Here is a 24,959-nt window from a genome sequence, read left to right on the forward strand (position 1 = left end):
GCGACCTCCGGAGTTTAAGATGCGCCCCATGAGCTCTCATGACCGATCGGATCCCGAGGAGGCGCTCCGGCGGCTCCAGCAGCTCGTGGACGGCATCCCCGATGCCGCGCTCTACGCGCTGGTGATCCGGACCGATGGCTCGGTGCAGTACGAGCACGCGAGCGCGGGGGTCGAGCGGCTCTCGGGGATCCCCGCGCACGAGGTGCTCGCCGACGCGAACGCCCTGCTCACGCTGGTGCTGCCCGACGATCTGCCCGGGGTGCGCCTGCGGCTGAAGGCCTCGCTCGACAGCGGCGAGCCGTTCGACTGCGAGCTGCGGGTGCGCAGCCGCGACGGGGTGGTGCGCTGGGTGCGCAACCGGGCCACGGTCGTGAAGCTCCCCGACGGCTCGACCCGGATCACGGGCCTCGCCGTGGACGAGTCGGAGCACAAACAGGCCGAACTCCAGCGCGAGCAAGCGGAGCGGGCGCGCCGCACCTCGGAGGAGGCGCTGGTCGCTGCGCAGTCGATCGCGCGGCTCGGAGGCTTCCGACTCCACCTGCCGACACGCACGGTCCTGTGGACCGACGAGATGTTCCGGCTCCTCGGGCGCAAGGTGGGCAACGACCCGCCCTCGTTCGACGAGCTGATCGAGATGATCCACCCGGAGGACCGGCGTGGCTTCCTGGACGCGCTCGACCTGTGCGGCCGCGAGGGGGTGCCCTACATGCTGGAGCACCGGGCCCTGCGGGCGGATGGCGTCGTGGTGCACCTCGCATCGAAGGGGGTGTCGCGGCGCGACGCGACCGGCAAGGTGGTGGAGATCATCGGCACCGCGCAGGACGTCACCGAGCGGGTGATCGAGGAGCAGGCGCGCGCGCGGCTGGAAGAGCGGCTCTTGCAAGCGCAGAAGCTGGAGAGCCTGGGGCTGCTCGCGGGGGGCATCGCGCACGACTTCAACAACCTGCTCACCGGGGTGCTCACCGAGGCGAGCCTGGTGCTGGACGAGGTGCCCTACGGCTCGCCGGTGCACGGCGCGCTGCGCGCCATCGAGACGTCGGCCCGGAGGATGAGCGATCTGACGAAGCAGCTCCTCGCTTATGCGGGCGGGGGGCCGTTCACCGTGGAGCGGCTGGATCCGGTGCAGCTCGTCGGCGAGATGCTGGAGCTGCTCCGCCGCAACATCGGCCGAGAGGTGAAGCTCCTCGTCGACACGCCGCGGCTCTCCACGAGCGCCGACACCGCGGTGTGCGTCGAGGCCGATCCGACGCAGCTCCGCCAGGTGGTGATGAACCTGGTGCTCAACGCCTCCGACGCACTCCAGGGCCGGAGCGGCGAGGTCCGCATCCGGTCGTGGATCGAGACGGGCCAGAACGCATCCACGTCGAGCACGACGCTGGCCAGCAAGTCACCGAGCACGACGACGACGCTGGGGGCCACGGTGCGTCCGACCGGGCCCGGGGTGTGGGTGCTGGAGGTGTCGGACACCGGGTGCGGGATGACGCCGGAGACCCGGCGGCGCATCTTCGACCCGTTCTTCACGACCAAGGGGAGAGGTCGGGGCCTCGGCCTCTCGGCGGTGCAGGGCATCGTCCGCCGGATGTTCGGGCAGATCGAGGTGGAGAGCGAGGTGGATCGGGGGACGACGATCCGGCTGCGCGTGCCGCTGACCGCGGGTCAGGCGCCGCTCGCGAGCACGCGGGAGACGCCGTCGCGCGCAGCGCTCCAGAAGCTCCGGGTGCTGGTGGTCGACGACGAGGAGGCGGTGCGGATCACGCTGTCGCGCGTCCTCGGTCGGCGCGGGCACACGGTGGCGATGGCGGAGGACGGCAGCGACGCGATCGAGACGTTCCGCAACGCGCGCGGCAACTTCGATCTGGTGCTGCTCGACATCAGCATGCCGCGCAAGAACGGCTACGAGGCGCTGGAGGCGATCCGGAACCTGCGGGCCTCGGCCCGGGTGGTGCTCATGAGCGGCTACTCGGAAGCGCACCTGGCCGGCGCCGGGATCCACAGCGAGAGGGGCTCGGAGTCGACGATCGATGGGTTCCTGGAGAAGCCGTTCGCGGTGGAGGCGATCGACCGGGTGCTGGCCGAGGCACTGCGGGCGCGAGGCGAAGCACTCTGATCCCACGATGGGGGTGCATCCCACGACGGGGGTGCGCCCCCCGTCGGCCTGAAGCGGCCGCACCGGGAGGGGGCGTCACGAGGGTGAGGGAAGCGCCGCGGCGAGATCGGGCACGATGGCGTAGGCCGCCTCGGCCTCCTGCTTGCCTTTGAGCAGGACCGTCACCGCCTTCGCGCCGGCCGGGCGGCCAGCGGCCTGCCAGGTGCGGGCATCCATGAGGATGCCACCGGGTATGGCCTCGGCCTGGAGGCGAGAGGCGACGTTCACGCGATCGCCGATCAGGGTGAACTCGCGGCGGCCCTGAGAGCCGATGCTGGCGAGCACCACCGGGCCGGTGGCGATGCCGAGGCGGGTCGGAAAGATGGGCCGCGCAGCGTCGCGAAGCCGGCCATTGAATGCAGCGATCTCGCGCTGGAGGTCGTGCGCGGCGAGGACGGCGGCGCCAGCGTCCTTGAAGAACGAGAGCACGCCGTCGCCGAGGTACTTGTCCACCTGGCCGCCGCGGCGGTGAATGGCCTGGGTGAGGGTGGCGAGATAGAGACTGAGATCGGCGAGCAAGGGGCCCGGCTCGATCTGCTCCGAGATGCGCACGAAGCCGGCGACGTCGGTGATGAGGATGGTGAGCACCTCGCGCGTGGGCACGGGCGGAGCCTCCGGTGACGCGCTGGCCGCGGCGATGCTCGCCCAGGCGCGGTCCGAGAGGTACTCCCGGAGGGTCGCGTGGAGCTGCTGGATCTCGAGGTAGCGCTCGGACAGCTCCTTTTGCTGGCGCGCGAGCTCGCGTCGCTGGCGGTGCAGGAGGAGCTGGGTGCCCACGCGAGCGAGGACCTCCTGGACGTGGAACGGTTTGGTGACGTAGTCGACGCCGCCCGCGTCGAAGGCCGCCACCTTGTCCTCCAGCTCGGACAGCACGCTGATGAAGATCACCGGGACGTCGGCGGTGCGTCTGTCGGCCTTGAGCCTGCGGCAGACCTCGTAACCATCCATCTCGGGCATGTTGACGTCGAGGAGGATGATGTCGGGCGGGTCGGCGGCCGCCGCGACGAGCGCCATCGCGCCCGTGATCGCCGCGCGGACCTCGTAGCCCTCGGCGCTGAGGACCGAGGACAGGAGCGAGAGGTTCTCGGGCTTGTCGTCGACGACGAGCACCACGCCCGGCGACGTGGACGAGAGGCTGGGCCGGCGCCACGACAGGGGCGGGCTGGAGTCGTGGCGGGACGTGTCGCTCACGAGGCGTTGCTCCTCGTCGCGGCGCAGCGCGAGGGCTCCGGTTGGCCGAAGAGGGCAAGGATGCGGTCGAAGCGGTACTGGCGCACGAGGTCCATCAAGGCCTCGGCGAGCAGCGGGTCCTGGACCCGGATCATGTCGAGCAACGTGAGGACGGCGTTGCGGTCGAGGCGGGTCGCGGCGTCGCTCAGCTCGACGCGCCACTCGGCCGGGAGGGTCGCCACCCTGGCCCGGAGTTCCCCCTCGGAGGGCGCGGGGGGCACCTGGGTGGGCCTGGCTTCTTCGTAGACCAGCTCGACGGCGAGGTGCTTCGCGATCTTGTCGCAGATCTCGTGATCCCGGTACGGTTTGCGGAGGAAGTCGTCGCAGCCGGCAGAGAGCACCTGGGCGCGGTTGTGCTCGAAGGCGCTGGCGCTCATGCCGACGATGATCGTCGAGCGGCCGCGCTCGGTGCCCTTGATGCGGCGGGTGGCCTCGTAGCCGTCGAGCAGGGGCATGCGCATGTCCATGAAGATCAGGTGCGGCTCCCACATCTCGAACTGGGCCAGAGCGCCGAGGCCATTGGTGGCGCCGCGGACCTCGAAGCCGAGCCCGCCGAGGAGGCGGATGAGCAGGTGGCGCGACTGCCACCCGTCGTCGACGACGAGGACGCGGCATGGCGGCTGGCCAGGGGCGATGCTCACCGCAGCGCGGGGTTCGCGGGTGGCGCGCACGGCGGCGAGGTCGGAGAGGCCGACGCGCACGTCGAAGCTGAAGGTGGAGCCCTTGCCCGGCTCGCTCTGCACCTGGATGTCGCCGCCCATGAGCATCACGAACTGGCGGCTGATGGCGAGGCCGAGCCCTGTGCCTTCACCGAGGTCGCGGCCCGTCTGCGACTGAGAGAAGGCCTGGAAGAGGTCGTCGATCTCCTGGGCAGCGATGCCGGGGCCGGTGTCGGAGACCTCGAAGTGGAGGCGGAGACGGCCGCCGGACGCCGGTTCGCCCGAGCGCGGGGGGGCGTGGGTGTGGAGCACCACCCTGCCGCGGGAGGTGAACTTGAGGGCGTTGCCGAGGAGGTTGATCAGGACCTGGCGCAGCTTGCCCTCGTCGGAGCGGACGTAGCGCGGCAGGTCGGCGTCGCGGTCGATCTCCAGGACGAGCCCCTTCTTGCGGGCCTGAACGGAGAACATCTCTTCGACGCTGCCGAGCAGGCGGTGCAGGTCGAAGTCGGTCTCGTTGAGGCTGGCGCGCCCCGCCTCGATGCGGGCCATCTCGAGGATGTCGTTGATCAGGCCGAGGAGGTGCTCACCCGCCTTGCTGATCACGAGCAGGTTCTCGCGGTGCTGCTCGCTGAGGGCGCGGTCGCGCTCGAGGAGCTGCGCGAAGCCGAGGATGGAGTTGAGCGGCGTGCGCAGCTCGTGGCTCATGTTCGCGAGGTAGGTGCTCTTGGCGCGGGTCGCGGCCTCGGCCTGGGCGCGGGCGCGCTGCGCCTCCTCGGCGGCGCGGCGCTCGGCGGCGAGCTCGGCGAGGAGCGCGCGTTCACGCGGGGTCGGCTCGGGCAGCTCGACCTCGGGGAGGAAGGGTCGGGCGTCGCCCAGGGTGACGGGCAGCTCGCGGGCGACGAGCAGGTGACCGGAGGCCGGCGCGTCGTCGGCAAGGCGCGAAGGCGAGAGAGGCTGGGCCAGCGGGACGGGCGCAACGGCGAGACGCACGGTGCGCTCGGCCTGGGTCAGGCGGAGCTCGGTCAGGGTGCCGGCGAAGAGGGGGCGCAGCGCCGCAGCGAGCGGCCCGGGCACGGACGCGCCCACCCGCACGCCGAGCAGGCGCTCGATGATGCCGTTGGCGAGGAGCACGACGCCGTCGGTCGTCACGACGGCCAGGCCCTCGGTCGAGGTCTCGGCGACGAGGGAGAGCGCCGCACCGAAGGCGCCGAGGCCGTCGTCCGGCCGCACAGGGGAGGTCGCGATCGATCCTGACGTCCCCGTGGCCAGGGGCAGCGCGACGGAGGAAGGTTCGACAGGGATGGATCGGGTCACTGGCCGTCCGAGAGCGAGGGCCCATCCTACATGACTCCGAAGTCCGGCAGGGCTGCGTTCCAGCACCGCAGGCGTCGCCGCGGTGCCACACGGCGCCCCGCGGCGGTCGTCCGGCCAGGGCGCTGGAGGAAGGCTCGCGGCGCGATCGTCGACGCGCTATGCGTGGGGGACCGGAGGCGACCCGATTTTCATGGCGCAGCGCTCCCGGGCGATCCCGCCCACCGACGTTCGTGTGTGCTCTTCTCGATGCGGTCGACGACGACCGCTCGCCGCCAGCCTCGCGCTGGTGGTGACCTTCGCAGTGTCTGCGGCCTCGGCGCAGAAGCTGCCCCCGAGACCCGTGACGCCAGGCGAGCCGAAGCCAGCGGTACCGGCGACCCCCACCGCGACACCACGGCCTGGGCAGGCTGCCTCGGGCAAGGCGGACGCGAGCAAGGCGAACCCCGCCAAAGCGCAGGCGACACCGCAGGCCCCGGCGACACCGCAGGCCCCGACGGCGCGACGGCCGGTCGTGGTGTCCCGGTGGGTGGGAACCACGCCCGACGAGATGGTGAACCACGCGCTGTTGCGGGCAGGCCGCGGGAGCGACGACGCGCTGGCGGGGATGCTGATCGCCGCGGCCCTGGACGAGCGCGCGGCGCAGGGGAGGGCGCGTGAGGGGCTCGCGAAGCTCGGGCAGTCGGACGGGCCGCTCGCCGACGAGGCGAGGTGGCTCTCGCTGCTGCTGACGCCAGAGCCTCCGGGGCAGGTGTGGCCTGGCGTGCGCTCGATCGCCTTCGACGCCCCCGCAGATGCGAACGGCCTCGTGAAATCGTGGGCCGTGCTGGGGCCCTTCCAGGACAACAGCGGCGATGGGCTCGGGCGGCGCGAGGGGCCCGAAGCGGAGGGGGCGTCGTTCTCCGATACCAAGGCGCACCACTCGTGGGGCGTGTACGAGGTGGCCTGGCGCAGGGCGCTGCCCGCGTCCTCGACGGCCCGGGGTGTGCCGCTCGATCTCTACGTGCATCCACGGGTCGAGGCATGCTCGTACCTGGCGTCGCGGGTGACGATCCCCGAGGCGCTCGATCGCAAGCCGTTCCTGGTGCACGTGGGCGCGAGCGGCGCAGCAAGGCTGATCTGGGACGGCGCCGACGTGGTGTCGAGCGAGGCGGTGCACCGGGGGCTGGTGCTCGATCGGATGGCGGCGAAGATCGCGGCGCCTGCCGGAGATCACTTGCTCGCGGTGAAGGTCTGCTCGGGCTCGGTGCCCGACGACGGGCGGGTGCGGGTGCGCTTCACGGACGAGGGCCGCAAGCCGCTGCCGCTCTCGACGTCGTCAGATCTGTCGCGCCTCAAGCTTCCGCCCGCTGGGGCGCAGGCGGCCGCGCTACCCGCCGGGATCGCGCCCGTACGAACGGCCCTGGAGGCTGCGCTCGAAACGGGCGCATCACCCACGGTGGATCAGATGCTGCGCTCGGCCATCGTGCGGACGCTCGGCGCGGGAGACGATCAGCGGTCTCCGCGCGCACCCGGGCTCCTCGACGTGGTGACGCGCGCGAAGGAGGTGTCCCCGGACACGCTCGCCCTGGTGGGCTGGATCTCGCCCTTCGGCGCGAACCGCAGCGGCTGGCTGGAGCAAGCGCGAGCGCGCGGCCTGGCCGAGAAAGACCGCACGGCGGCGGCGTTCGCGCAGCGGCGCCTCATCGCGTCGCACCTGAGCGCGCAGCTCACCGAGTGGGCGATGTCGGCGCTGCGAGAAGACCCGCTGCGCACGGCGCGCGATCTGGAGGCGCGGCTCATCCGCGCGGTGGCGAAGCGGCAGCTCGGCGGCGGGCTGACGCGGGCGGCGCTCGACGAGCTGTCGAAGCTCGCAGAGGAGCAAGGGGCGCGCACGCCGACGAGCGTGTGGATGGAGATCTTCGACGCAGCGCGGTCGGTGCCCGACGTGCAGCGGCGCGCGGCAGAGCGCCTGTCGGAACTCCGGCCGGGGGCGCGGGACGCTTCTTACGTGCGCACGTTCAGTTCGGTGGACGGCGCTGCGCTCGAGAAGGCCGCCGCCGCCGTGCTGGCAGAGCAGACGAGCGCGGAGGACGTGATCCGGCTCGGCCGTGCGCTCTACAACGCCGGTCGTTACGCCTGGGCACGCGAGGTGCTGTTCTGGGCGACGTACGTGGCACCGAACCGGCCCGAGGCCTTCCAGGGGCTCTCGGAGGCGCGGAACGCGGCGAGGGCGATGGGGCTCGGCGGCGATCCGGCCATCGAGGGGGAGCGGGCGCTGGAGGCGCTGACGCGGGCGCGCGACCTGACGCCATCGGACCCGACGTTCAAGGCGCAGCTCTCGTTCCGGCTGGGCAAGGACACCGCCGACGCGCCAGGGCGACAGCACATGCCCGACGAGCAGTACCTCACCGCGCCGAGCGTCTTCTTGCAGCGAGGCAAGGCGAGCCCGGCGAAGAAGGGCGAGGTCTTCGACCGGCAGCTGCACTGGACGCGGGTGGTGACGTACCACCCCGACAAGCGGGTCTCGCAGCTCATGCAGTACGCGCGCGAGATCGTCATCGAGCCGCGCACGGAGCAGGATCTCTACGAGATGGGGATCCCGGCAGAGGGGGCGCAGACGGAGCTGCTCTTCGCGCGGGTCCACCGGAAGGACGGCTCGGTCGCCGAGCCCGCCGAGCAGAGCGCTGGAGGCGCACAGCCCTCGATCCGCTGGGCTGCGCTCGAGGCGGGCGACGTGGTCGAGGTCGCGGTGCGTTCGTGGACGGCGGGGCCGGTGGGGCGGCGGGGCGACGCGCCCTTCTACTTCATCGACTACGTCGGCTCGACGGACACGCACCCCATCCTCTTCAACGAGGTGGTGATCGACAGTCCGAAGGCGACGCCGCTCGCGGTGGATGTGCTGAACGGCAAGGCCGATCGGGTGGTGACGAGCGAGAAGGACGGCAGGTCGATCACCCGGTTCATCTGGGATGATCCGCCGGAGGTCCCCGAGGAGCCCTTCGCACCGCAGATGTCGGAGGTGCTCCCCGTGGTGGTCGGCTCGACGTTCCACGGGTGGAACGATTTCCGGGAGTGGTACCGGGCCGCGGTGCAGGGGTTCACCGAGCCCGACGAGCAGGTGCGGAGGCTCGCCGAGGAGCTGACGCAGGGGAAGAAGACGCAGGAGGAGAAGCTCCGGGCACTCTTCAACTTCGTGGCCGACGACATCCGGTACGTGAACTTCGTCTCCGGGGAGTGGTGGCTGCCGAACCGGCCGCAGCAGCTGCTCGCGCGGCGGCAAGGCGACTGCGACGACAAGGCGATGCTGCTGATCACCTTGCTCAAGTCGATCGGCATCGAGGCCACCGAGGTGCTGGTCCAGACGCGGTACACGTCGATGCCGTCGGTGCTGCGCAGCGAGAAGGTGGCCATCCCCGTCTTCGACCACGGGATCGCCTACCTGCCCGGCAAGGACGGCAAGCCCGGGCTGTGGCTGGACGCGACGAGCCCGCAGAGCCGCCTCGGGCCGCTGCCGTCGATGGACGCGCGGACGCTCGCGCTGTTCGTGACCGAGGGGCCCGCGAAGATCGTCGAGACGCCGGCGAGTTCTCCAGCCGATCACGGGGTGGAGGCCGACTGGACGATCCGGCTGTCGCCGACGGGCGCCGGAGACCTGATCGCGAAGGAGCGGCACCTGGGTGACGCGGCGTTCGAGCTGCGCTCCTACCTCGCCGAGCCGGACGCGCGGGCGCAATGGGTCGAGCAGTTCCTGGCGGCGGGATGGTTCCCGACGGTGGACGTGAAGCCCAAGATCGACTTCGAGGGGGAGCTACCGAACGGGGTCGCGACGCTGGGGTACGAGGCGCACTCCGAGGGGCTGGCGCGGCTCGAAGGCGATGAGCTGGCGGTGCCGATCGCGGGGACGATGACGATGACGTCGGCGTTCGCGCCGCTGCCGAAGCGCAAGCTGCCGGTGGTGCTGCCGCCGAACCTGTCGCCAGCGCACCGGACGTGGACGATGACCATCGTGGCGCCGCCTGGCTACCGCTTCGCGGAGTTGCCGCCTGCGGGCGAGGAGGACGGCGGCGAATTCGGGCGCGCGTCGCTGTCGTTCGCCAAGGGAGCGGGGCCGAACGCGGTGGTGGTCAAGCGGAGCTTCGTGCTCGATCGGTCGACGATCCCGGTGGCGAAGTACCCGGCCTGGCGCGCGTGGCTCCAGCGGGTGGATGGGCTGATGCACCGGATGGTGCGCCTGACCCCCGAGCGCGGTGCGGCGCCCCCGGCAGGGAAGCCGGCGAGCACGAGTCAGCGGTCAGTGCGATGAAGGTGTCGCCGTCGCGGCAGCGCGGCGGCGGCCGAGGGGGGGCACCGGCGAGCGCGAGAGGCTGTGCGCTGTACGTGACGTCACGCGGCGTTGCGCGGCGTCGCGCACAGCGCGGCCTCGACGAAGCTGGGGTCACTCCGGATCGCAGACGCCGTCGCAGAAATGTTCGATGCGCCCGTCGGGCTGGAAGAAGGCGTCGAGCTGCTGCTTGATGCGGGGGTTCCGCCGCACGCCCTCGTGGACGTCGTTCTTCTCTTCGGCGGTGGGCACGCGGGCGTCGATCCCAGGCTCATTCTCCAGCTTGAAGTCGACGAGGACGAGCGCGTCGTCCGCAGGCGCGGTGGTGGTCGCGAGCCCGTACACGGCGCGAGGCGAAGGGTCGAGGAGGGGGACGCCCAGCGCGCGCGCGTTGAGGTGGCTGGCCAGGTTGTTCACCGAGTGATCGCCGATGCCGACCTGCAAGAGGAGGCGTCGACCGGCGGGGCTGTTCGGGTAGGGATCCTGCAAGACGCGGCCCGAGTAGGTGATGGGGTCGACCCGGTCCCAGGTGTGCTGGCTCAAGGCCATGATCTTCTGGAGGGTGAGCGGCTCGTCGATCACCGTCGAGAGCAGCCCGAGCAGCTCCGTGTAGCTCGCGGAGCGCGACATCATGAGCGAGTACGGTCCGCCACCGACGCTGAGAGCAGCGCGCTCGAGGGTGGGTGAGAGCGAGAGCAGGGTGACCCCGAAGATCGCGCCCTGGCTGATGCCGTAATAGTAGAGCTGCTCCTTGTCGAAGAGCGGCTTGTCGAAGCGCTGAAGCTCCGGCAGATCGGCGAGCCCTCCCTTCACGGCGTAGGACAGCGCGATCATGTTGACCATCGCCTGGTGGAGGCGGTCGACGAACCGGAACATGACGCCCACGTCCGAGAGGATGTCGGCCGCGGTCGCGATGATGTCGGGCTCGCTCATGCCCCACCAGTCGACGGAGGCGGTGACGTAGCGCTGCTCGTTGGTGAAGTCGCGCATGAAGCCGTAGTTGATCTCCTCACGGAGGCCGAAGAAGCCATGGCCGTACTGGAGGATGCGCGCCGGCTCGAAGTTCGCGTCGTCGGGCAAGGCGCTGCGTGGCACCTGGAGGAGGAAGGGCACCTCCGTCTCGCCGTTCGCCGCGGGGCGACCGTCGCTCCCGCGGTGGATCGCCGCACCGGTGTCGACGCTCTCCAGGTAGAGAGGGACCCGCAAGGTCCCCTCGATGCGCACAGCAATGTTGGGGTCCTCAGGCATGTCCTGCACCGACGTCACGGTGATCGCCGGAGGGGTCTGGGTCATGCGCTGGATGGCGTCGTCACGGATGGCGAGCATGTCCTGGGTCAGCCACTCCTCGGAGCCCACGGTGAAATCCCAGGCGAGCTGGAGGTTCGCGCGGGTGACGCCGGCGGCCTCGAGGACCGGGAAGATGGCTTGCTCGTAGTGGGTCGCCTGCGCGCTGAGCGCGGGCTCGGCGCTGGCAGAGGCGTCGCGGATGCGATCGAAGCCGACAGGAGGCTTGATGGGCTGGCCCTGCAGGTCGACGAGGCCCTGGAAGGCGACGATGTAGCGATGGCGGTTCTGGAGTTTCACGTAGGGGCGCACGATGAGCGCGCGCGAGGCCTCCTTGTCGGTGCTGCGATCCAGCTCGGCCCAGTGGGGTACGAGCTGGCCGGTGTCGGCGTCGACGAGCAAGGTGGTGCTGTCGGCGCGGAGCGCGGCCGCCGGGTCGTCGGTGTGGAAGGTGAGCTTCTGCGCGTCCACCCCCTCCGGGAAGATCGCGAGGATGGGCATGTGGTGAGAGAAGCCGTCGACGGGGTGACGCTGCATGAAGTCGAAGGTGCGCGCGTTCTTGTCCCGTGGCGCCGCCGCGTCGGAGAGGCGGACCCGGCGTCCGGTCGGGGTCGAAGGATCCTCGGTGAGGAAGAAATCCGAGGGGTACGGCAGGAGGCAGTCGCTCTGGTAAGCGATGGGGTTGCACCCTTCGGGGATGGCGAGCGGCTGGGGGGAATCGACGCTGTCGTCTCCACCGCAGGCTGCAGCGAAGGAGCCGAGGACGAGGGCGAGCGCGGACAGCGTGCGGCGCGGAGCTTTGTTCATGCGGGTCTCTCGGCCGCGAGGGTATCACGGGGCCGCACGGATCCCGCCTCCCGTGCGCCACGGCGGGGCGGAGTTACTTCGAGAGCAAGGCGAGGGTGCGCAAGGAGGGTTGGGCGAGCCAGTGGACGCCGAGGGAGGTGCCGGCGGCGTCGAAGGTGACGCCTCGCGACAAGGCCCACTCCGCGAGCGCTCTGCCGAAAGCGGCCATGTTCGGCCAGCGATCCTGCGGCGCCTTGGCGAGACCGCGCTCCACGATGTTCCAGAGTTCGTGCTCGTGCTGGAACTGCTCCGGCCGCCGCAGCCGGGTGTTGAGGACATCGAAGATCACCGTCGCGCTGTTCGGCCCCGCGAAGGGCCGCACGCCGCTCACCAGCTCGTAGAGGACGGTGCACAGGCCCCAGACGTCGGTACGCTCGTCCGGATCGGTGCCACCGCGGATCTGCTCGGGGGCCATGTAGACGGGGCTGCCGAGCATCATGCCGTGGGTGGTCAAGCGGGTCGCCCAGATGGCGGCAGAGACGCCGGCGACGCCGAAGTCGATGAGCTTCGGGACGATGCTGGCGCCTTGCTCGATGAGCATGATGTTCGCCGGCTTGACGTCCCGGTGGACGACACCTTCGCGGTGCGCCGCGAGGAGCGCGCCGGCGACCGGCAGCACGATCTGCACGGCTTCGGTGGAAGGGAACGTGCCCAGTTCGGAGAGGCGCTGGGAGAGGGAGGAGCCCTGGAGCAGCTCCATCACCAGAAAGGGATCACCGGCGAGCGTGACGCCGAAGTCGTGAACGCGCACGGCCGAGGGGTGTGCGACGCGGGCCGCGGCACGGGCTTCCTTCAGAAGACGCTCGGCGGCGTGCTGCACCTCGGCCTCGCGGCGGATGAGCTTGAGCGCGACATCGAGTTCGAGGCTGATGCTGCGCGCGCGCCACACTGCACCCATCCCGCCGTGACCGATCTGGTCGACGAGGCGGTAACGCTGGGCGAGCACGTCCCCCGCGGCGTAGGCCCCCAGCACCACGGGCGGCGTGAGCGCGGCAGGCGCTGCCGTGGTGTCGGTCGGGTGCGTCGCGGTGGACTGCACATCGGTGCGCTCCCGCGCGACCGTGGCCGCATCTGGATCGAAGTGCCGTGACGCGCCAGCGGGAGGCGCATTGCCAGAAGGAAGTAGCGCACCAGGAAGCGGCGACACGCCTCGGAGTGGCAGCGCACCAGGAAGCGGCGACACGCCTCGGAGTGGCAGCGCGCCAGGGAGCGGCGACGCGCTGAGTGGAGGCACACTCGAAGGCAGAGGCGGTGCGCTTGGTGGCACCGGCGGCCCCCCTGGAGGAAGAGACGGCACGCCTGGAGACGGAGGGGGCATGCTGTCCGTGCGATCCCGGCGCGGCTCGAAGATCATCCGGTAGCTGGTGGGCGGCCGGTCATACCCGCTCGGAGGGGATGAATCTGGGGCTGGTGTTCGACGGCGGGTCATCGACGAAGGGAGGCTGCTCTGCGGCACCCACGGCTCGCGTTCGCGTTGGCCCATCTTGCCAGAGTACCACCCGCAAAGGTCAGGCCGCGTGGACGGGCCCGGTGTGGATCTCAGCGTCAGGCGGTCATGACGCACAGCGCCCGGCTGCTCTGAAGCCTGGACTACATGGTCATACGTGGGGCAGTGAGGCCTCGGCGGCTCAGGGTGAGACCGCAGCGCGAGACTCGGAGGCCTCACCTCGGTTCGACGGATGCGTCGGCGCCGCAAAGGCACGACGCAGTGCGCGCGCCTGATCCAGAGCGAGGTCGGCGACACGCCGCACGGTGTCCGTGAGCGAAGGACGGGTCGCGTAAAGCCGGACGAGGGGCCTCACCGCGAGCGAGAGGTCCATCTTGTAGCGCGAGGTGCCCGCCAGAAAATCGTACTCCTTGTGACCCGCAGCGATGGCCTCACGGATGGCGAGCGCATGCATCGCGATGCCCGCGCGCAAATTCTGCGGGAGGTCGGGGCGACGCCCCCCCTGATAGAACGAGACCCGACCTTGCCAGACGATGTTGTACACGGCAGCGATCGGCTCACCGCGAACCTCGAGCCACGAAAGATCCAGGGATCCTCGCTCAAGCAAGGCGGGCATGACGGCTTCGTGGAACGCACGGAAGCGCGGCGAGGCGAACGCGCCCGGCTTCTCGTCGGCGGACCAGCGCGCTTCGTGGAGCCGGATCAACGTCTCCATCGCCGTGGGCAGCTCGTCGGCTCGGGTGACCCGCGTGAGGCGCAGCGGAGACCCCGCCCATGCTTCGAGGTCACGCAGAGAGCGACGCACCATGTAGCGGCGTGACGAAGGAAGCGCAGCGAGATAGCCATCCCAGGAAGCGGGGAGAGGGATGTGCGGACAGGCGCCGGTGATCTCCAGGTGTGCGCTCGCTCCTCTGGCACGCAGCTCGCGCGAGAGGAGCACGGGGAAGACATCGTCGCCGCGCATGGCGGGCATGCGGAGCTCGTCCCACGCCCCCAGCGCGTCGGTCGCGAGCGCATCGGCGAGCGCACGCGCCACGCTCGACTCGGCCCCACGCTCGACGATCACGCCGAGGTAATCGGAGCCCGTCTCATCGGCCTCATCCTCACCCGAGCCGCACAGCTCGAGCGTGCGCAACGACAGACCGACCCGATGGCGACGAGGTCGTTCGCAGAAGGGTGCGAGACCGACCAGGCGCGGCCCATCCCAGAAGAGCACAGCCCGCAGTGCCCGCCCATCCAGGGGGCCGAAGACGCGCCACCAGGCGAGCACCCAGGGTGGCGCGAGCGTCGGTTCGCTCTGGGCGCTGCGCTGCAGGAGCTCTTCCCAGGCTGCGCTCGAAGCGACGAGGCCGGCAGTGTCGGTGACCATCTGGACACGCAGCATGCTCCTCCGTGCATCCCACGATGGGATCGTGACAGACACGTACGATGGCGCTCACGTGCGAAGGGCGTCGATGGCGCGTTCCATCCCTGCCTGGACGATGCGACGTCCCTTCCGGATCGCGCGCGCCGCCTGGTAGACGCGCTCATCGGTCCACCCCATGCGGTAGCCCAGCTCGATGGAGCGGCGCTCGGAGGTCGCATGCTCGTAGGGGACGCGGTGGAACGAGATCTCGCGTCGGTCTGTGTCCAGCACGGCGAGTTCGGCGTGGCCATCGCCACGACGCGCCGCGTCCACCGAGCCCGGGTTGGCGAAGAAGACGCGTCGTCGGCTCTGGATCGGTAGATCCTCCCCGAGGGCCAGCGAGGTCACGTCCCCCTCTCGGGCAGCGTAGAGGGCAGGTGCGTGGGTGTGACCGAAGAGACAGATCCAGGCGCTCGGAGCGAGCCGCCGCATCATCGGTAGATTCTCCTCGATGCGCTGTTCGTCGCGCATGTACTGGCAGACGTCGGCGAAGCTACCGTGAACGAGCACGACCCCTGCGTCGAGGACGCGGACCCGAGGGAGCTGCAGCAAGGTCCTCAGCGTGGCTTCGGAGAGCATCTGCCGGGTACGACGGAGAGCGAACGCCGCCTTGTCACTACAGCGGTCCATGTTCAGCTCTTGCGCTGCGATGAGATCGTGGTTGCCCGCGATGGTGATCGCACCTCGCGCCTCCAGGAGCCGCACACAGCGGTTGGGATCGGCGTTGTAGCCGACCACATCGCCGAGGCAGAGGATGCGATCCACGGAGCGCGCGTCCAGGAACGCGAGCGCTGCTTTGAGGGCCTCGAAGTTACCGTGGATGTCCGACACGATCCCGTAGCGCGCCATAGTTCACCTTCCGCACCACCGCGCTGCCAGCCCACCATGCGAAGGGGGCAGGGTCTTTCCATGCGAACGCTTCGTACACGGTCCCCGGATGGGAGACCGAAAGGAGCCACGCGCCCAGCGTCAGTCCGTCCTCGCGCTGCTCGCGGTAAGCGAGCCAGTCCCGATAAAAATTGAGCCACCGACGATGTGACTCCGGACGGGGCGCTTCGTCCGGATGTCGTCCATGAACTAGCAGATTGTAGGCCACCGCTGGCAAATTCACACCCGACGCAGCGCCCACGTAATGCCACAGGGTGTAGCGGGCGTTGATCTCCAGGACATACAGCGCACCGCTCTGCGCATCCCGGATCAGGTCGATCTTGAACGGCCCCTTCAGACCGAGCCGGCGCGTGACGTCACGCCCCATCGCCTCCACCTCGGCGTCCTCGGCGACCTCGATGAGGGAACTCTCCCCGGCGAAGGCGGGAAACGTCCGCACCTTGCGCCCGCAGAACGAGGCGAGGAGCTTGCCTCGTTCATCTGCAAAGCCGTGGAAGGACAGGAGATCTCCGGTGGCTCCCTCGATGTGCTCCTGGACCAGCAGCTCGCCCCGCAGCCGGACGAAGGCGGGGTGGGACAGCAGCTCCTGCCGCGTGGCGAAGATCCTCGCCTTGGCGTGTCCGCCGAAGAGCTCCCGCTGGATCTCCTTCCAGGCCGTCTTCCGCCGCGGCTTGATGAGGAGAGGTTCACGCAAGGACTCGAGGGCGCCGAGATCCTCGCCCGGATCGAGCGTGCGCGGCGCGCGCACCCCGGCCGCCACGCAGAGGCGCGAGAAGCGCTCCTTGTCGAGCAAGGACCAGGCGAGTTCCTCGTCGTTCAGCACGAACAGGAAGCGCTCGGCGAGGGCCTCCCGGTGCCGGTAGATGAGATCGAGGTCGCGGTCGCTGCCGTAGACCAGCGGAGACCGCCGTCCGAGCTTCGCCACGAGCTGATCTCCCAGGGCCAGCAAGGCGGTGACGCCCTGGTCGCGATCGGCAGGGAGGATCACCGCGCCGTGGACATAGCGAGAGTGCCTGGAGATGTCGTCGGGGTCGCGGGTCGCAAGGATCACCGGGATCCCGGCCATCCCGTGGGGCCGGATCAAGGTCAGATCACCGAGGACGACGGCCGGCGGCTGAGACGGCGACGATCCCTCGAGGGAAAAAGCTGCCCTCTTCATGGAGTCCACCCTCGCGGTGCAGCCCTCGTGCCCGCCGTGGTCGAGTGCAGGCTGCACACTTTCAGGCGGTAATTTGGACGGCCGACGCTCCCCGGAGTACGTGACCGACCGTGCATGTCGGCATCGATCGTCTCCCTGATCTCAGCGCATTTCAGCAGCTGAGGACCGCTCGCGTCGGCGTCCTGGCGCACCCCGCGAGCGTGAACCGCAACCTGACCCACATCGCCGATGTCCTCGCGGCCCACGGCGTCCGTCCGCGCATCTTCTTCGGCCCCGAGCACGGTTACGGTGGCGAGGCCCAGGACATGGACGCCGTCTCCGGGAGCGTCGATCCGCGGACGGGCGCGCGTGTGATCAGCCTGTACGGCGAGCGCTTCGAGGATCTGACGCCGAAGGCGGCGGACCTCGCGGAGATCGACGTGCTGATCATGGACCTCGCCGACGTCGGTTGCCGCCACTACACCTTCGTCTGGACGTCGTTGATGGTGCTGCGCGCAGCCCATCAGGCGGGCGTGAGGGTGGTGCTGCTGGATCGGCCGAACCCGATCGGCGGCGCGCTGGAGAGCGTCGAAGGCGCCCTTCAAGAGCCTGGATTTCTGTCCTTCGTGGGCCTGGAGGCCGTCCCCATCCGGCACGCGCTCACCGTCGGGGAGATCGTGGCGCTCTTCGCCCGACGGGAAGGTCTCTCGGTGGCACACATCGATGCCAGCGGCACGCGGGTGGGGTCACCCGACGCCGCCCTCACGGTGGTGCCTCCGCTGGGATGGGCGCGCGAGCAGACGGCAACGGCGTGGGATCGTCCGTTCGTGATGACGTCACCCAACATGCCGACGGTGGAGACGGCGCTCGTCTATCCCGGGGGGTGCTTGATCGAGGGGACGAACCTCTCGGAAGGTCGAGGGACGACCCGCCCCTTCGAGCTCGTGGGGGCGCCGTGGGTGGACGGGCGCAAGCTCGCCGAGGATCTCCTGGCGACGGGGCTCGCGGGGTTCCTGCCGCGGCCTCTCACCTTCTGTCCCACGACCCGGAAGCACGCCGGCAAGATCTGCGGTGGTGTGCAGATCCATGTCACCGACACGGTGGCGTTTCGCCCGGTCGCCACCTACGTGGCATTGATCGGTCTGGCGCGCCGCCAGAACCCGGAGCTGTTCGAGTTCCGGACGGAGCGCTACGAATACGTGGACGACATCCCGGCGATCGATCTCTTGCTGGGTTCGGCAAAGGCGCGCAAGGCGCTGGAGGCGGGGGAGGACCCGGCAGAGGTGGCCACCGAGGCTGCGCGGGTCGATCCGGCGTGGGCCGGGGTCATGCGCGAAGCGTTGGTCGCGGCGGGTTCCACACGGGACTGAGCGACCCGTCGGGGTTGCCCTTCGGGGGCGACGAGCGTGACGCGCGTGACCGTGACGAGCGTGAGCATGACGAGCGTGAGCGTGACGAGTGTTGCGAGCGTGACGGCGCGACAGGGCTCCCGAAGGAGCCCTGCCTGCACTCAGCGCCAGGGAGTGAAGGCGACGTCGTTCACCGGGACGAGCCGCGAGGTGAAGAAGATCTTCAGCGTGCCGAGTTCGGCGCGCGCGCCGGCCAGCGTGAACGGGATCTTGCGCGTGTCGCCGGGCATCTTGAGGGTGAGCTCGCCACGGAGGAGCTCACCCGTGGCGTCACGCCCCGCCGCACGGCTGATCTCGATGACGTAGCTGCCCTTGGGCATGCCGAGCAGGGCGAGGGACTCGCGGCGCACGCTGGTGACGTCCTGCGCCGTGACGGTCACCTTCGGAGAGGGTGAACCCATCCAGGAGATGCGGCGGCCTTGCTCGTCGATGAGCGCGAGGTCGACGTCGGCGGAGCCGCTCCACTCCGCGAGGAGCTGGACATCGCCCCGCAGGCTCGTCGCGGGGGACGAGGGGTTGGTGGTGAGCAGCCGCTCGGCTTGCTCCCGGACCTGGGGAGCGAGATCGGCGCGGATCTGGTCGGCCAGCTCGTTCATCCCTTGGAGGCGCGCGCACTGGAGCGCTGCGGAGACCAGCTTGGCGTCTCCGGGGGCGAGGTCGGCGAGCGCCAGGCGGTGCCGGCACGCGAAGGCGGGCGCGCCCGAGAGATCGTGAAGCTCGGCGAGGCGAGCCTGGATGGCTCTGTCACCCGGCCGCACGTCCGCGAGTCCGCCGAGGATGCGCGCTGCGCGCTCGCGATCCCCCTGACGGGCGGCGAGATCGGCGCGCGCCGTCAGCGCGTCCGGATCCAGCGCGTCGCGGCCGCTCCAGCGGGAGGTCAGCTCCTGCGCCTCGCCGAGCCGTCCGCTCACCGCGTACAGCGCGTAGAGGCCCACCGTCTTGTCCCGGCTGTCGGGGGTCACCGAGAGCGCACTCTCGGCGGCGAGGAGTCGAGAAGCGGTCTGCGACGCCACGCTGTTCACCGCCTCGAAACTTCCCTTGCGATCGAAGACACGTCGCATCGGGACCAGCGAACGATCCCTGGGGGTGGCAGGCGGCTCGGCCCACTCACGACGTCGCCAGCTCGACGACTTTCCTTCGGCGGCCATGGGCGCAGGCGCTGCCGTCGTCGGCGCAGGCGCCGGCTTCGCGGGCGGTGGCGGGGACGCGCCCTTGCTCGCGGGGGCAGCGCCGAGGCCTCCTCGGGACCCACCCGGGCCTGACTCCATGTCGTCGAACCTGCTGTCCAGGCTCGCTTCCTTCTTCGCCGCGGAACGCGACACGCCCCCCGCGCGGCTCTCTTCTTCGGCCTCCTCGTCGGGCACCGCGCCCTCCGCGTCGGCGCTCGCGCGCTCGGCGAGGAACTCGCCCGTGAAGGCCGGCGCCACACCGCCACGGTCCAGACCGAAGGCTTTGAACATCGCCTCGCTCTCCAGGACGAGCAGGGAGGTGTACCGGCTGGCCACGTTGAACCGCTTCGACAGCTCGATGACGGTGGGCTTCTGCGCCTCGCTGCCCACGCGCTCCAGCTCGGCGATCTTGGCGGCGGCGAACAGACGGGGCACGAAGGCATTGCCTGGGCTCGAGCTGGCCACGATGGAGACGGGGTAGCTCTGCTCGAACTTCTCCCCGCTCACCTTGCCCTTCAGGCGGATCGTCCCGCTCACGTCGCTGCCAGCGCTCATCCTGGCGACGATGAAGGTCTCACCGCCCGCGCGGATGGGATCGAGGCGGGCTGGCGTGACCTGGGTCAGGCCCGAGGGGAGTTCCACCTCGGGGTCACGCAGCATGATCCCGTACGCCGCGCCGAGCACGTCGAGTGCAGCCGCGGAGACCCGCTGACCGGGGACGTAAGGCACCACCACGCCGCCACCGCCACGCGCCAGCGACTGGAGCGAACTCGTGTCGGCGTCGGCGCCGAGCGCGACGGCGACCACCGTCGCCTCACCGCCCGTCAGCGAGGCGCGCACGGCAGCTTCGAGGTGCGCGGTGCGCGTGGGTCCGACCGTCGGGGTGCCGTCACCGAGGTAGATGATGCGGACATCCTTGCCTCCAGCCGAACCGGCAGCAGCCCGCGCCGCGATCATGGCGGCCGCGAGATCGCTGCCACCGTCCGGCTCGACGCTGCCGAGGAAGCGCTCGACGTCACCAGCGGCGGAAGCCCCCGGCGCCATGGGCCGCGCACCGCCTGCGCTGTCATCCATGGAGCGGCACACCGTGTCGCAGGCGAGCACCACGAACTCGTCCCGCCGATCCATCTCTTTCACGATGGCCGAGGCGAGCCTCGTCGCACGGGCGAAGCGCTCGCCGACCATGGAGCGGCTGGAGTCGACCACCACCACGTGACGCCGCTCGCGCGCCTCGTGCCAGCGCGGGAGCTTCGGCCTGAGCGCGATCGCCACGTAGGGAGACGTGTCGCGCACCACGACCTGGGCCGCCTCGATCGCCATCCTCTCGTCTGCAGTCTTCGCCTTGCTCGCCGCCTCGACGAGCGATGCGTCGGGCTGAGCCGATGCGTCCGACCGGTAAGCCCAGGCGGTCGCCTCCTTGTCCCGGTCGGTGAGGGCGTACTCGACGGTGAGGTCACCGGCCGGTGTGAAGCCCTGCACCGCGAGCGTGCGACGCTCGCCTGCGCCGCCGTCACCGGCCGAGGTGAGATCGTAGCCGCGCGTGTTCACGCCGAACTCCCGGTCGTGACCGAGCAACTGGACATCGAGAGAGAAGTCTCCGATGCGCGTCGTCCCGTTCTCGTCGTGCGCCAGCGGATAGGTATAGCGGCGCACGCCTCCGGACTGCTCGACGAGCTGCGTGTAGGTCAGCACCACCCGCCGGGAGCTGCGCTTGGGGATGGGGAAGATGCGCAGCTCGAAACGGCCGCCGCGCTGCCACTCGAGCAGCGCCGGATCGCGCCAGGGTCCTGGGACCCACACGATCTCCTCGCGCGGACGGGGCGCCTTGGGTGCCGCGTTCTGGATCACGCCGCGCCAGATGGCCGCACCACGATCACGATCGACGAAGGCCCCTTCCATGAGCTTGCCGTCCACTTCCAGCGCCAGCCGCTCGATCTGGGCTCCCGGGGGGAGCGGGAAGCGGAAGATTCCCTCCAGCTCCTCGTCGGTCTCGTTGGTGAAGGTCTCGTCGACCTCGGTTCGCGCCACGACGTCCACGATCCGCACCTTGACGGCGTGCTTCGACAGCCGGAGCGCGCTCTCTCGCTCCTGGGTGGAGCCAGGTTTGCGCGCGCGCAGCTCACCGACGCCGCGCAGCGAGGGGGCGTCGAGCTCCTCGGAGGTCCGATCGCTCCACTCCATCACGTCGGAGAGCGAGCTGGTACTCGCCACACGGGGCGTCCCGCCGCGTGCGATCAGCGCCTCCTCTCCGGCCCGGACCTCCACGGGTGCGCCACGCTCACCGCTGACGCGGACGCTCCCGCGCACCACCTCGACCGCGGATCGCTCGTCTCCCGCGGTGATCGCGAGCTTCGTGCCCAGGACCTCGACCTCACCTTGCGGGATCAGGAAGCGCGCCGACCTGGCAGCGTCGAGGGCTGCGACCTCCGCGACGACCACGCCCGCCTCGACGCGTGCCTTCCGCTCCTCACCCGCACCGATCCACAGGCGCGAGCTGCGATCGATCGACAGCTGCGTCCCATCACCGAGCGCGAGGTGAACCCGGGTACGCGCGTCCGTGCGGAGCGTGACCGGGAGCGAGAGCTCGCCGTTCTCCGCCAGAGGAGCACAGGCCCCTGTTTCGCTGCACGCTTCGAGCCCTCCGGTCTTGTCCGCCGAGGCCCGCTTGACGCTGACCACCTTCCCGGACCAGGGCTCTGCGCTGGCGAACACCCCTTCGGTCACCGCCTTTTGCCCCTTGAGCCAGAAGCCCATGCTCGCCGCAGCAGCGACCGCCGAGATCGCGGCCACGGCGAACACCGCTCTCCTGCCACCAGGAGCACGCCGCGCCGGTCCCTTACCGGCGAGAGGCTGGGGTCGTTCCTTGCTGGAGACAGCGACGTCTGCCGCCGCATCGTGAACGGTCGGCGCTGGAGGAAGCGCTGCGGCTCCCTTCCTTTGCGTGTCGAGGACGTGCTGGCTCACCGCTGCCACGGTCGCCCCACGCTCGGTCGACGCGCGCTCGCTCCCCCGTCCATCGCTCGTCGCGACACCGGCTGGCGAAAGCTCGGCGTGCGGCTCGCCTGGCGTCGTCGCCGTCGCGGGCCGCGCGTCGTTCTTCGGGTCGAACGCCGTTGCACCACGAAGAGAGGAAGTCTCCTGCGGCTCCATGTCCGGAGCCATCACCGCGGGCGAGACGACCGCTGGCGTCGAGACGACCGCGGATTCCGAGCTGACCACGGACTCCGAGGCGACCACCGGCACCGGCTCTCGCGCTGCCAGAAGGCGCCCCACGAGGTCGTCCACGAACCCTTCCGCCGGTCGGAAGTCTGCGCCAGCGCTCGCCACGGCCTCCGCCGCACGAGTCGCCTCGTGCTTGAGGTCACGGCATGCATCGCACCCATCGAGGTGCTCGAACAGCGCCGCCTCTGCGGTCCCGTCCAGCACCTCCGCGAGGCGCTCCGAAAGCTCGTCACACGGACTCTCCGGACCCATCCCCGTGCTGCTCATGGCCTTACTCCTCACCCAGTTCTGCACGCAGCTTTGCCAGCGCGCGGCTCACACGCTTGCGCGCCGCCGCCTCGTCCACACCACACGCGAGCGACAGCTCCTTGAACGAAAGCCCTGCCTCGAACCGGAGCACCACGGCCTCTCGCTCGCTCGGCTTCAGCTTCGCCAGCGCGGCGCGCGCGCGTTCGGCGCGCTCCTTCTCCAGCGCCAGCTCCCCCGTGTCGGGTCGAGGCCGCGTGTCGTGGACCAGCCGAAGCCTGGACTCGCGCCGCGCCTTGGTCTCGGCGTGACGCCCGCACAGGCGGCGGGCGATCCCGAAGAGCCAGGCCCGGACACTGCCCTCGGCCCTGTACTGAGGAAATGCGTCGTAGGCGGCGAGCAGCGTCTCCTGCACCAGCTCCTCGGCTTCGGCCTGCGAGCCCGTGAAGGCCATGCAGAGCTTGCCGAGGGCGAGCGCGTACGTCTGAGCACACCGCGTCAACGCTTGTCGATAATTGCCCTCTCCGATGAGCGTCTCGATGGAGCGCCCTCCGACATCTTCCTGAGACCCCACCAGCGCCAGTCCAGCCGCCATACCTGCCTCGTCGCTGGCCATGTGCCCTCGTCTCCCGATTTCGTGACCGCTTTTTTTTCGTCCGGTGTCGCCACGCCACGGGCGCTCGGGACCCTTCTCTCAACGTACACTGGTCCACCCTTTGCAAACGGCCCCGACCGCAGCACACTCCGTATCTGCGAACAGGAGCCCGCCCCATGACCGAGATCCGCCATCCGAACCTCGCGCCCGCCGCCCCTGTCGGCCCCGCGGTTGACACCTCACCTGTGAATCGGTGGCGACGGTGGCTCTCGGCCTCCCTTGCCCTCTGCCTGTCCGGACTCGTCGGCGGGTCCACGGCGCTGGCGCAACCTGCACCCGAGCAAGGCGGATCCCAGGACGACGCCGAGGAGGAAGCCGCTCCGCCGGCACCTCCTCCTCGACCGACCAAGAAGAAGGCCCCTCCCCCGCTGCCCGCCCCGACCGCGGACGCCGAGACCCCCGACGAAGAAGGCGGCGAGGTCAAGCCCCCGAAGCCTGCCAAGAAGGCCTCCAAGGAAGCATCCCAGGAAGAGAAGATGCTGCGCGGCGTGGTGACGATCGGACGCGGCGATCAGGTGCTCGGCATGGGCAGCGTGCTCGCTGGTGATGGCCGCATCCTCACCGCCCTCTCGTCGCTCGGACCCGGCAATCATCTCGAAGCTCGCTACGCCGATGGATCGCAGGTGCGGGTCAAGGTCGGTCACCACGACCGCGTCTGGGACCTGGCCTTGCTCGTCCCGCAGAGCGGCAAGTGGAAAGAAGGGCTCACCGCCTCGGTCCGCAACCCCGTCCGTCAGGACGCTGCCATCCGCTCGTTCTCGACGAGCCGAGGCAAGCCGACCGCCGTGTCGATGGTCCTCCGCGGCCGCCGCTCGCTCCTCGGAGGCGACGATCAACAGCTCGACGACGTCCTGGAGCTCGGCTCGCGCGTCTCGCCCACCGATCTCGGCTCCCCCATCATCGACGAAGAGGGCCGGGTCGTCGGCGTCCTCGGCCGGGGCTGCGCCCCCAGCGAGGGCGACAAGCCGTGCTCCCCCGTGGCCTTTGGCGCCCCCATGGAAGCGATCCGCAATTTTTTGCGGTCCGTTCCCCCCACCGCGGTCCAGCCGTCAGGCTGGCTCGGGATCCAGGGGATTGGGGAGACGGGTCCCCTCGCCAAGGGGGTCCGGGTCACCGGCGTCCACCCCGGGGGTCCAGCGGAGGAAGCGAAGCTCAAGGGGGGTGAAAAAGGGGCCGCCGACATGATCCTGGCGGTGGATGGCATCCCGGTCACCAGTCCGGAGGCACTGTCGGATGCTGTCAGGACCCACGCCGTCGGAGAGAAAATTCCTCTCATCGTTCTAGGTAGCGATGGCCGCTACCGGCAGGTCGCCGTTACTCTGCGTGCGGCTCCCGATGCCAAGGCGACGTCTGCCAAACCCCAGCCTGCCCCCAGCACGCCTCCAGCAGCCGATGCACCACGCGGAAAAGCTCCTGCACCCACGCCGCGCTGAGGCTGATAAATTCCCGGGGCGACCGCTACCCACAAAGGAGTTTTGTCCCACGCGCGCGATCCCGTTGACACGTTGCCGATAGAACCTCCAGGATGACCGCTGGAGCCGCCGGCTCTAGCCGCGCTTTCAAGCGCGCCTCTCCGGGCCCGCCGTGACGGGCTCGCTTCC

General features: G+C 70.2%; 13 protein-coding genes. 4 read left to right on the forward strand and 9 right to left on the reverse strand.

Features of this window, described 5'->3' with window-relative positions; genetic code table 11:
- Positions 1-28 precede the first annotated feature (28 nt).
- Positions 29-2,107, forward strand: coding sequence for a hybrid sensor histidine kinase/response regulator (locus CMC5_RS01180; protein WP_050428694.1), 2,079 nt, complete (start codon positions 29-31; stop codon positions 2,105-2,107).
- 75 nt (positions 2,108-2,182) lie between these two features.
- Here the strand turns inward: CMC5_RS01180 and CMC5_RS01185 are convergent, their stop codons facing one another.
- Positions 2,183-3,337 carry a response regulator gene (locus CMC5_RS01185; RefSeq protein ID WP_050428695.1) on the reverse strand — a complete coding sequence of 385 codons (1,155 nt, stop codon included), beginning with the start codon at positions 3,335-3,337 and terminating at the stop codon, positions 2,183-2,185.
- Complete coding sequence (locus CMC5_RS01190; RefSeq protein ID WP_050428696.1) at positions 3,334-5,349, reverse strand: ATP-binding protein; 2,016 nt, start codon at positions 5,347-5,349, stop codon at positions 3,334-3,336. The genes CMC5_RS01185 and CMC5_RS01190 overlap by 4 nt, the downstream gene beginning before the upstream one ends.
- A gap of 190 nt (positions 5,350-5,539) precedes the next feature.
- On the opposite strand from CMC5_RS01190, the gene CMC5_RS01195 reads away from it, so the two are divergent.
- Positions 5,540-9,631, forward strand: a complete 4,092-nt coding sequence (locus CMC5_RS01195) for a transglutaminase domain-containing protein (RefSeq protein WP_082362145.1) — start codon at positions 5,540-5,542, stop codon at positions 9,629-9,631.
- Positions 9,632-9,763: 132 nt separating this feature from the next.
- On the opposite strand, the gene CMC5_RS01200 is transcribed toward CMC5_RS01195, so the two are convergent.
- From CMC5_RS01200 to CMC5_RS01220, 5 genes are all read right to left on the reverse strand, one after another.
- Positions 9,764-11,740 (reverse strand): hypothetical protein, encoded by a 1,977-nt coding sequence (locus CMC5_RS01200; protein WP_050428699.1) that lies wholly within the window; start codon positions 11,738-11,740, stop codon positions 9,764-9,766.
- Between the two features lie 73 nt (positions 11,741-11,813).
- The gene (locus CMC5_RS01205) at positions 11,814-12,926 is read right to left on the reverse strand and encodes a serine/threonine-protein kinase (RefSeq protein ID WP_245678212.1); all 1,113 of its coding nucleotides are present in this window, start codon (positions 12,924-12,926) and stop codon (positions 11,814-11,816) included.
- A 481-nt stretch (positions 12,927-13,407) separates the two neighbouring features.
- Positions 13,408-14,610: a GNAT family N-acetyltransferase gene (locus CMC5_RS01210; RefSeq protein WP_050428700.1), complete on the reverse strand. Its 1,203-nt coding sequence runs from the start codon at positions 14,608-14,610 to the stop codon at positions 13,408-13,410.
- A 51-nt stretch (positions 14,611-14,661) separates the two neighbouring features.
- Entirely contained in the window at positions 14,662-15,480 is an 819-nt protein-coding gene (locus CMC5_RS01215; RefSeq protein WP_050428701.1) for a metallophosphoesterase family protein, read from the reverse strand.
- Positions 15,443-16,678 (reverse strand): carboxylate--amine ligase, encoded by a 1,236-nt coding sequence (locus tag CMC5_RS01220; RefSeq protein ID WP_050428702.1) that lies wholly within the window; start codon positions 16,676-16,678, stop codon positions 15,443-15,445. The genes CMC5_RS01215 and CMC5_RS01220 overlap by 38 nt, the downstream gene beginning before the upstream one ends.
- 110 nt (positions 16,679-16,788) lie before the next feature.
- On the opposite strand from CMC5_RS01220, the gene CMC5_RS01225 reads away from it, so the two are divergent.
- Positions 16,789-18,027 carry an exo-beta-N-acetylmuramidase NamZ family protein gene (locus tag CMC5_RS01225; RefSeq protein ID WP_050428703.1) on the forward strand — a complete coding sequence of 413 codons (1,239 nt, stop codon included), beginning with the start codon at positions 16,789-16,791 and terminating at the stop codon, positions 18,025-18,027.
- A gap of 140 nt (positions 18,028-18,167) precedes the next feature.
- Here CMC5_RS01225 and CMC5_RS01230 read toward each other — a convergent pair whose 3' ends face one another.
- Together CMC5_RS01230 and CMC5_RS01235 are read right to left on the reverse strand one after the other, a co-directional pair.
- A complete protein-coding gene (locus CMC5_RS01230) occupies positions 18,168-22,724 on the reverse strand; it encodes a VIT domain-containing protein (RefSeq protein WP_050428704.1) in 4,557 nt (1,518 codons plus the stop codon).
- Positions 22,725-22,728: 4 nt separating this feature from the next.
- Positions 22,729-23,319, reverse strand: a complete 591-nt coding sequence (locus CMC5_RS01235) for an RNA polymerase sigma factor (protein WP_245678213.1) — start codon at positions 23,317-23,319, stop codon at positions 22,729-22,731.
- A 155-nt stretch (positions 23,320-23,474) separates the two neighbouring features.
- Between CMC5_RS01235 and CMC5_RS01240 the strand changes: the two genes are divergently transcribed.
- Positions 23,475-24,791 carry a S1C family serine protease gene (locus CMC5_RS01240; protein ID WP_082362146.1) on the forward strand — a complete coding sequence of 439 codons (1,317 nt, stop codon included), beginning with the start codon at positions 23,475-23,477 and terminating at the stop codon, positions 24,789-24,791.
- Positions 24,792-24,959 lie beyond the last annotated feature (168 nt).

Origin of the sequence: Chondromyces crocatus, assembly GCF_001189295.1 — a bacterium.
Classification (GTDB): Bacteria; Myxococcota_A; Polyangia; order Polyangiales; family Polyangiaceae; genus Chondromyces; species Chondromyces crocatus.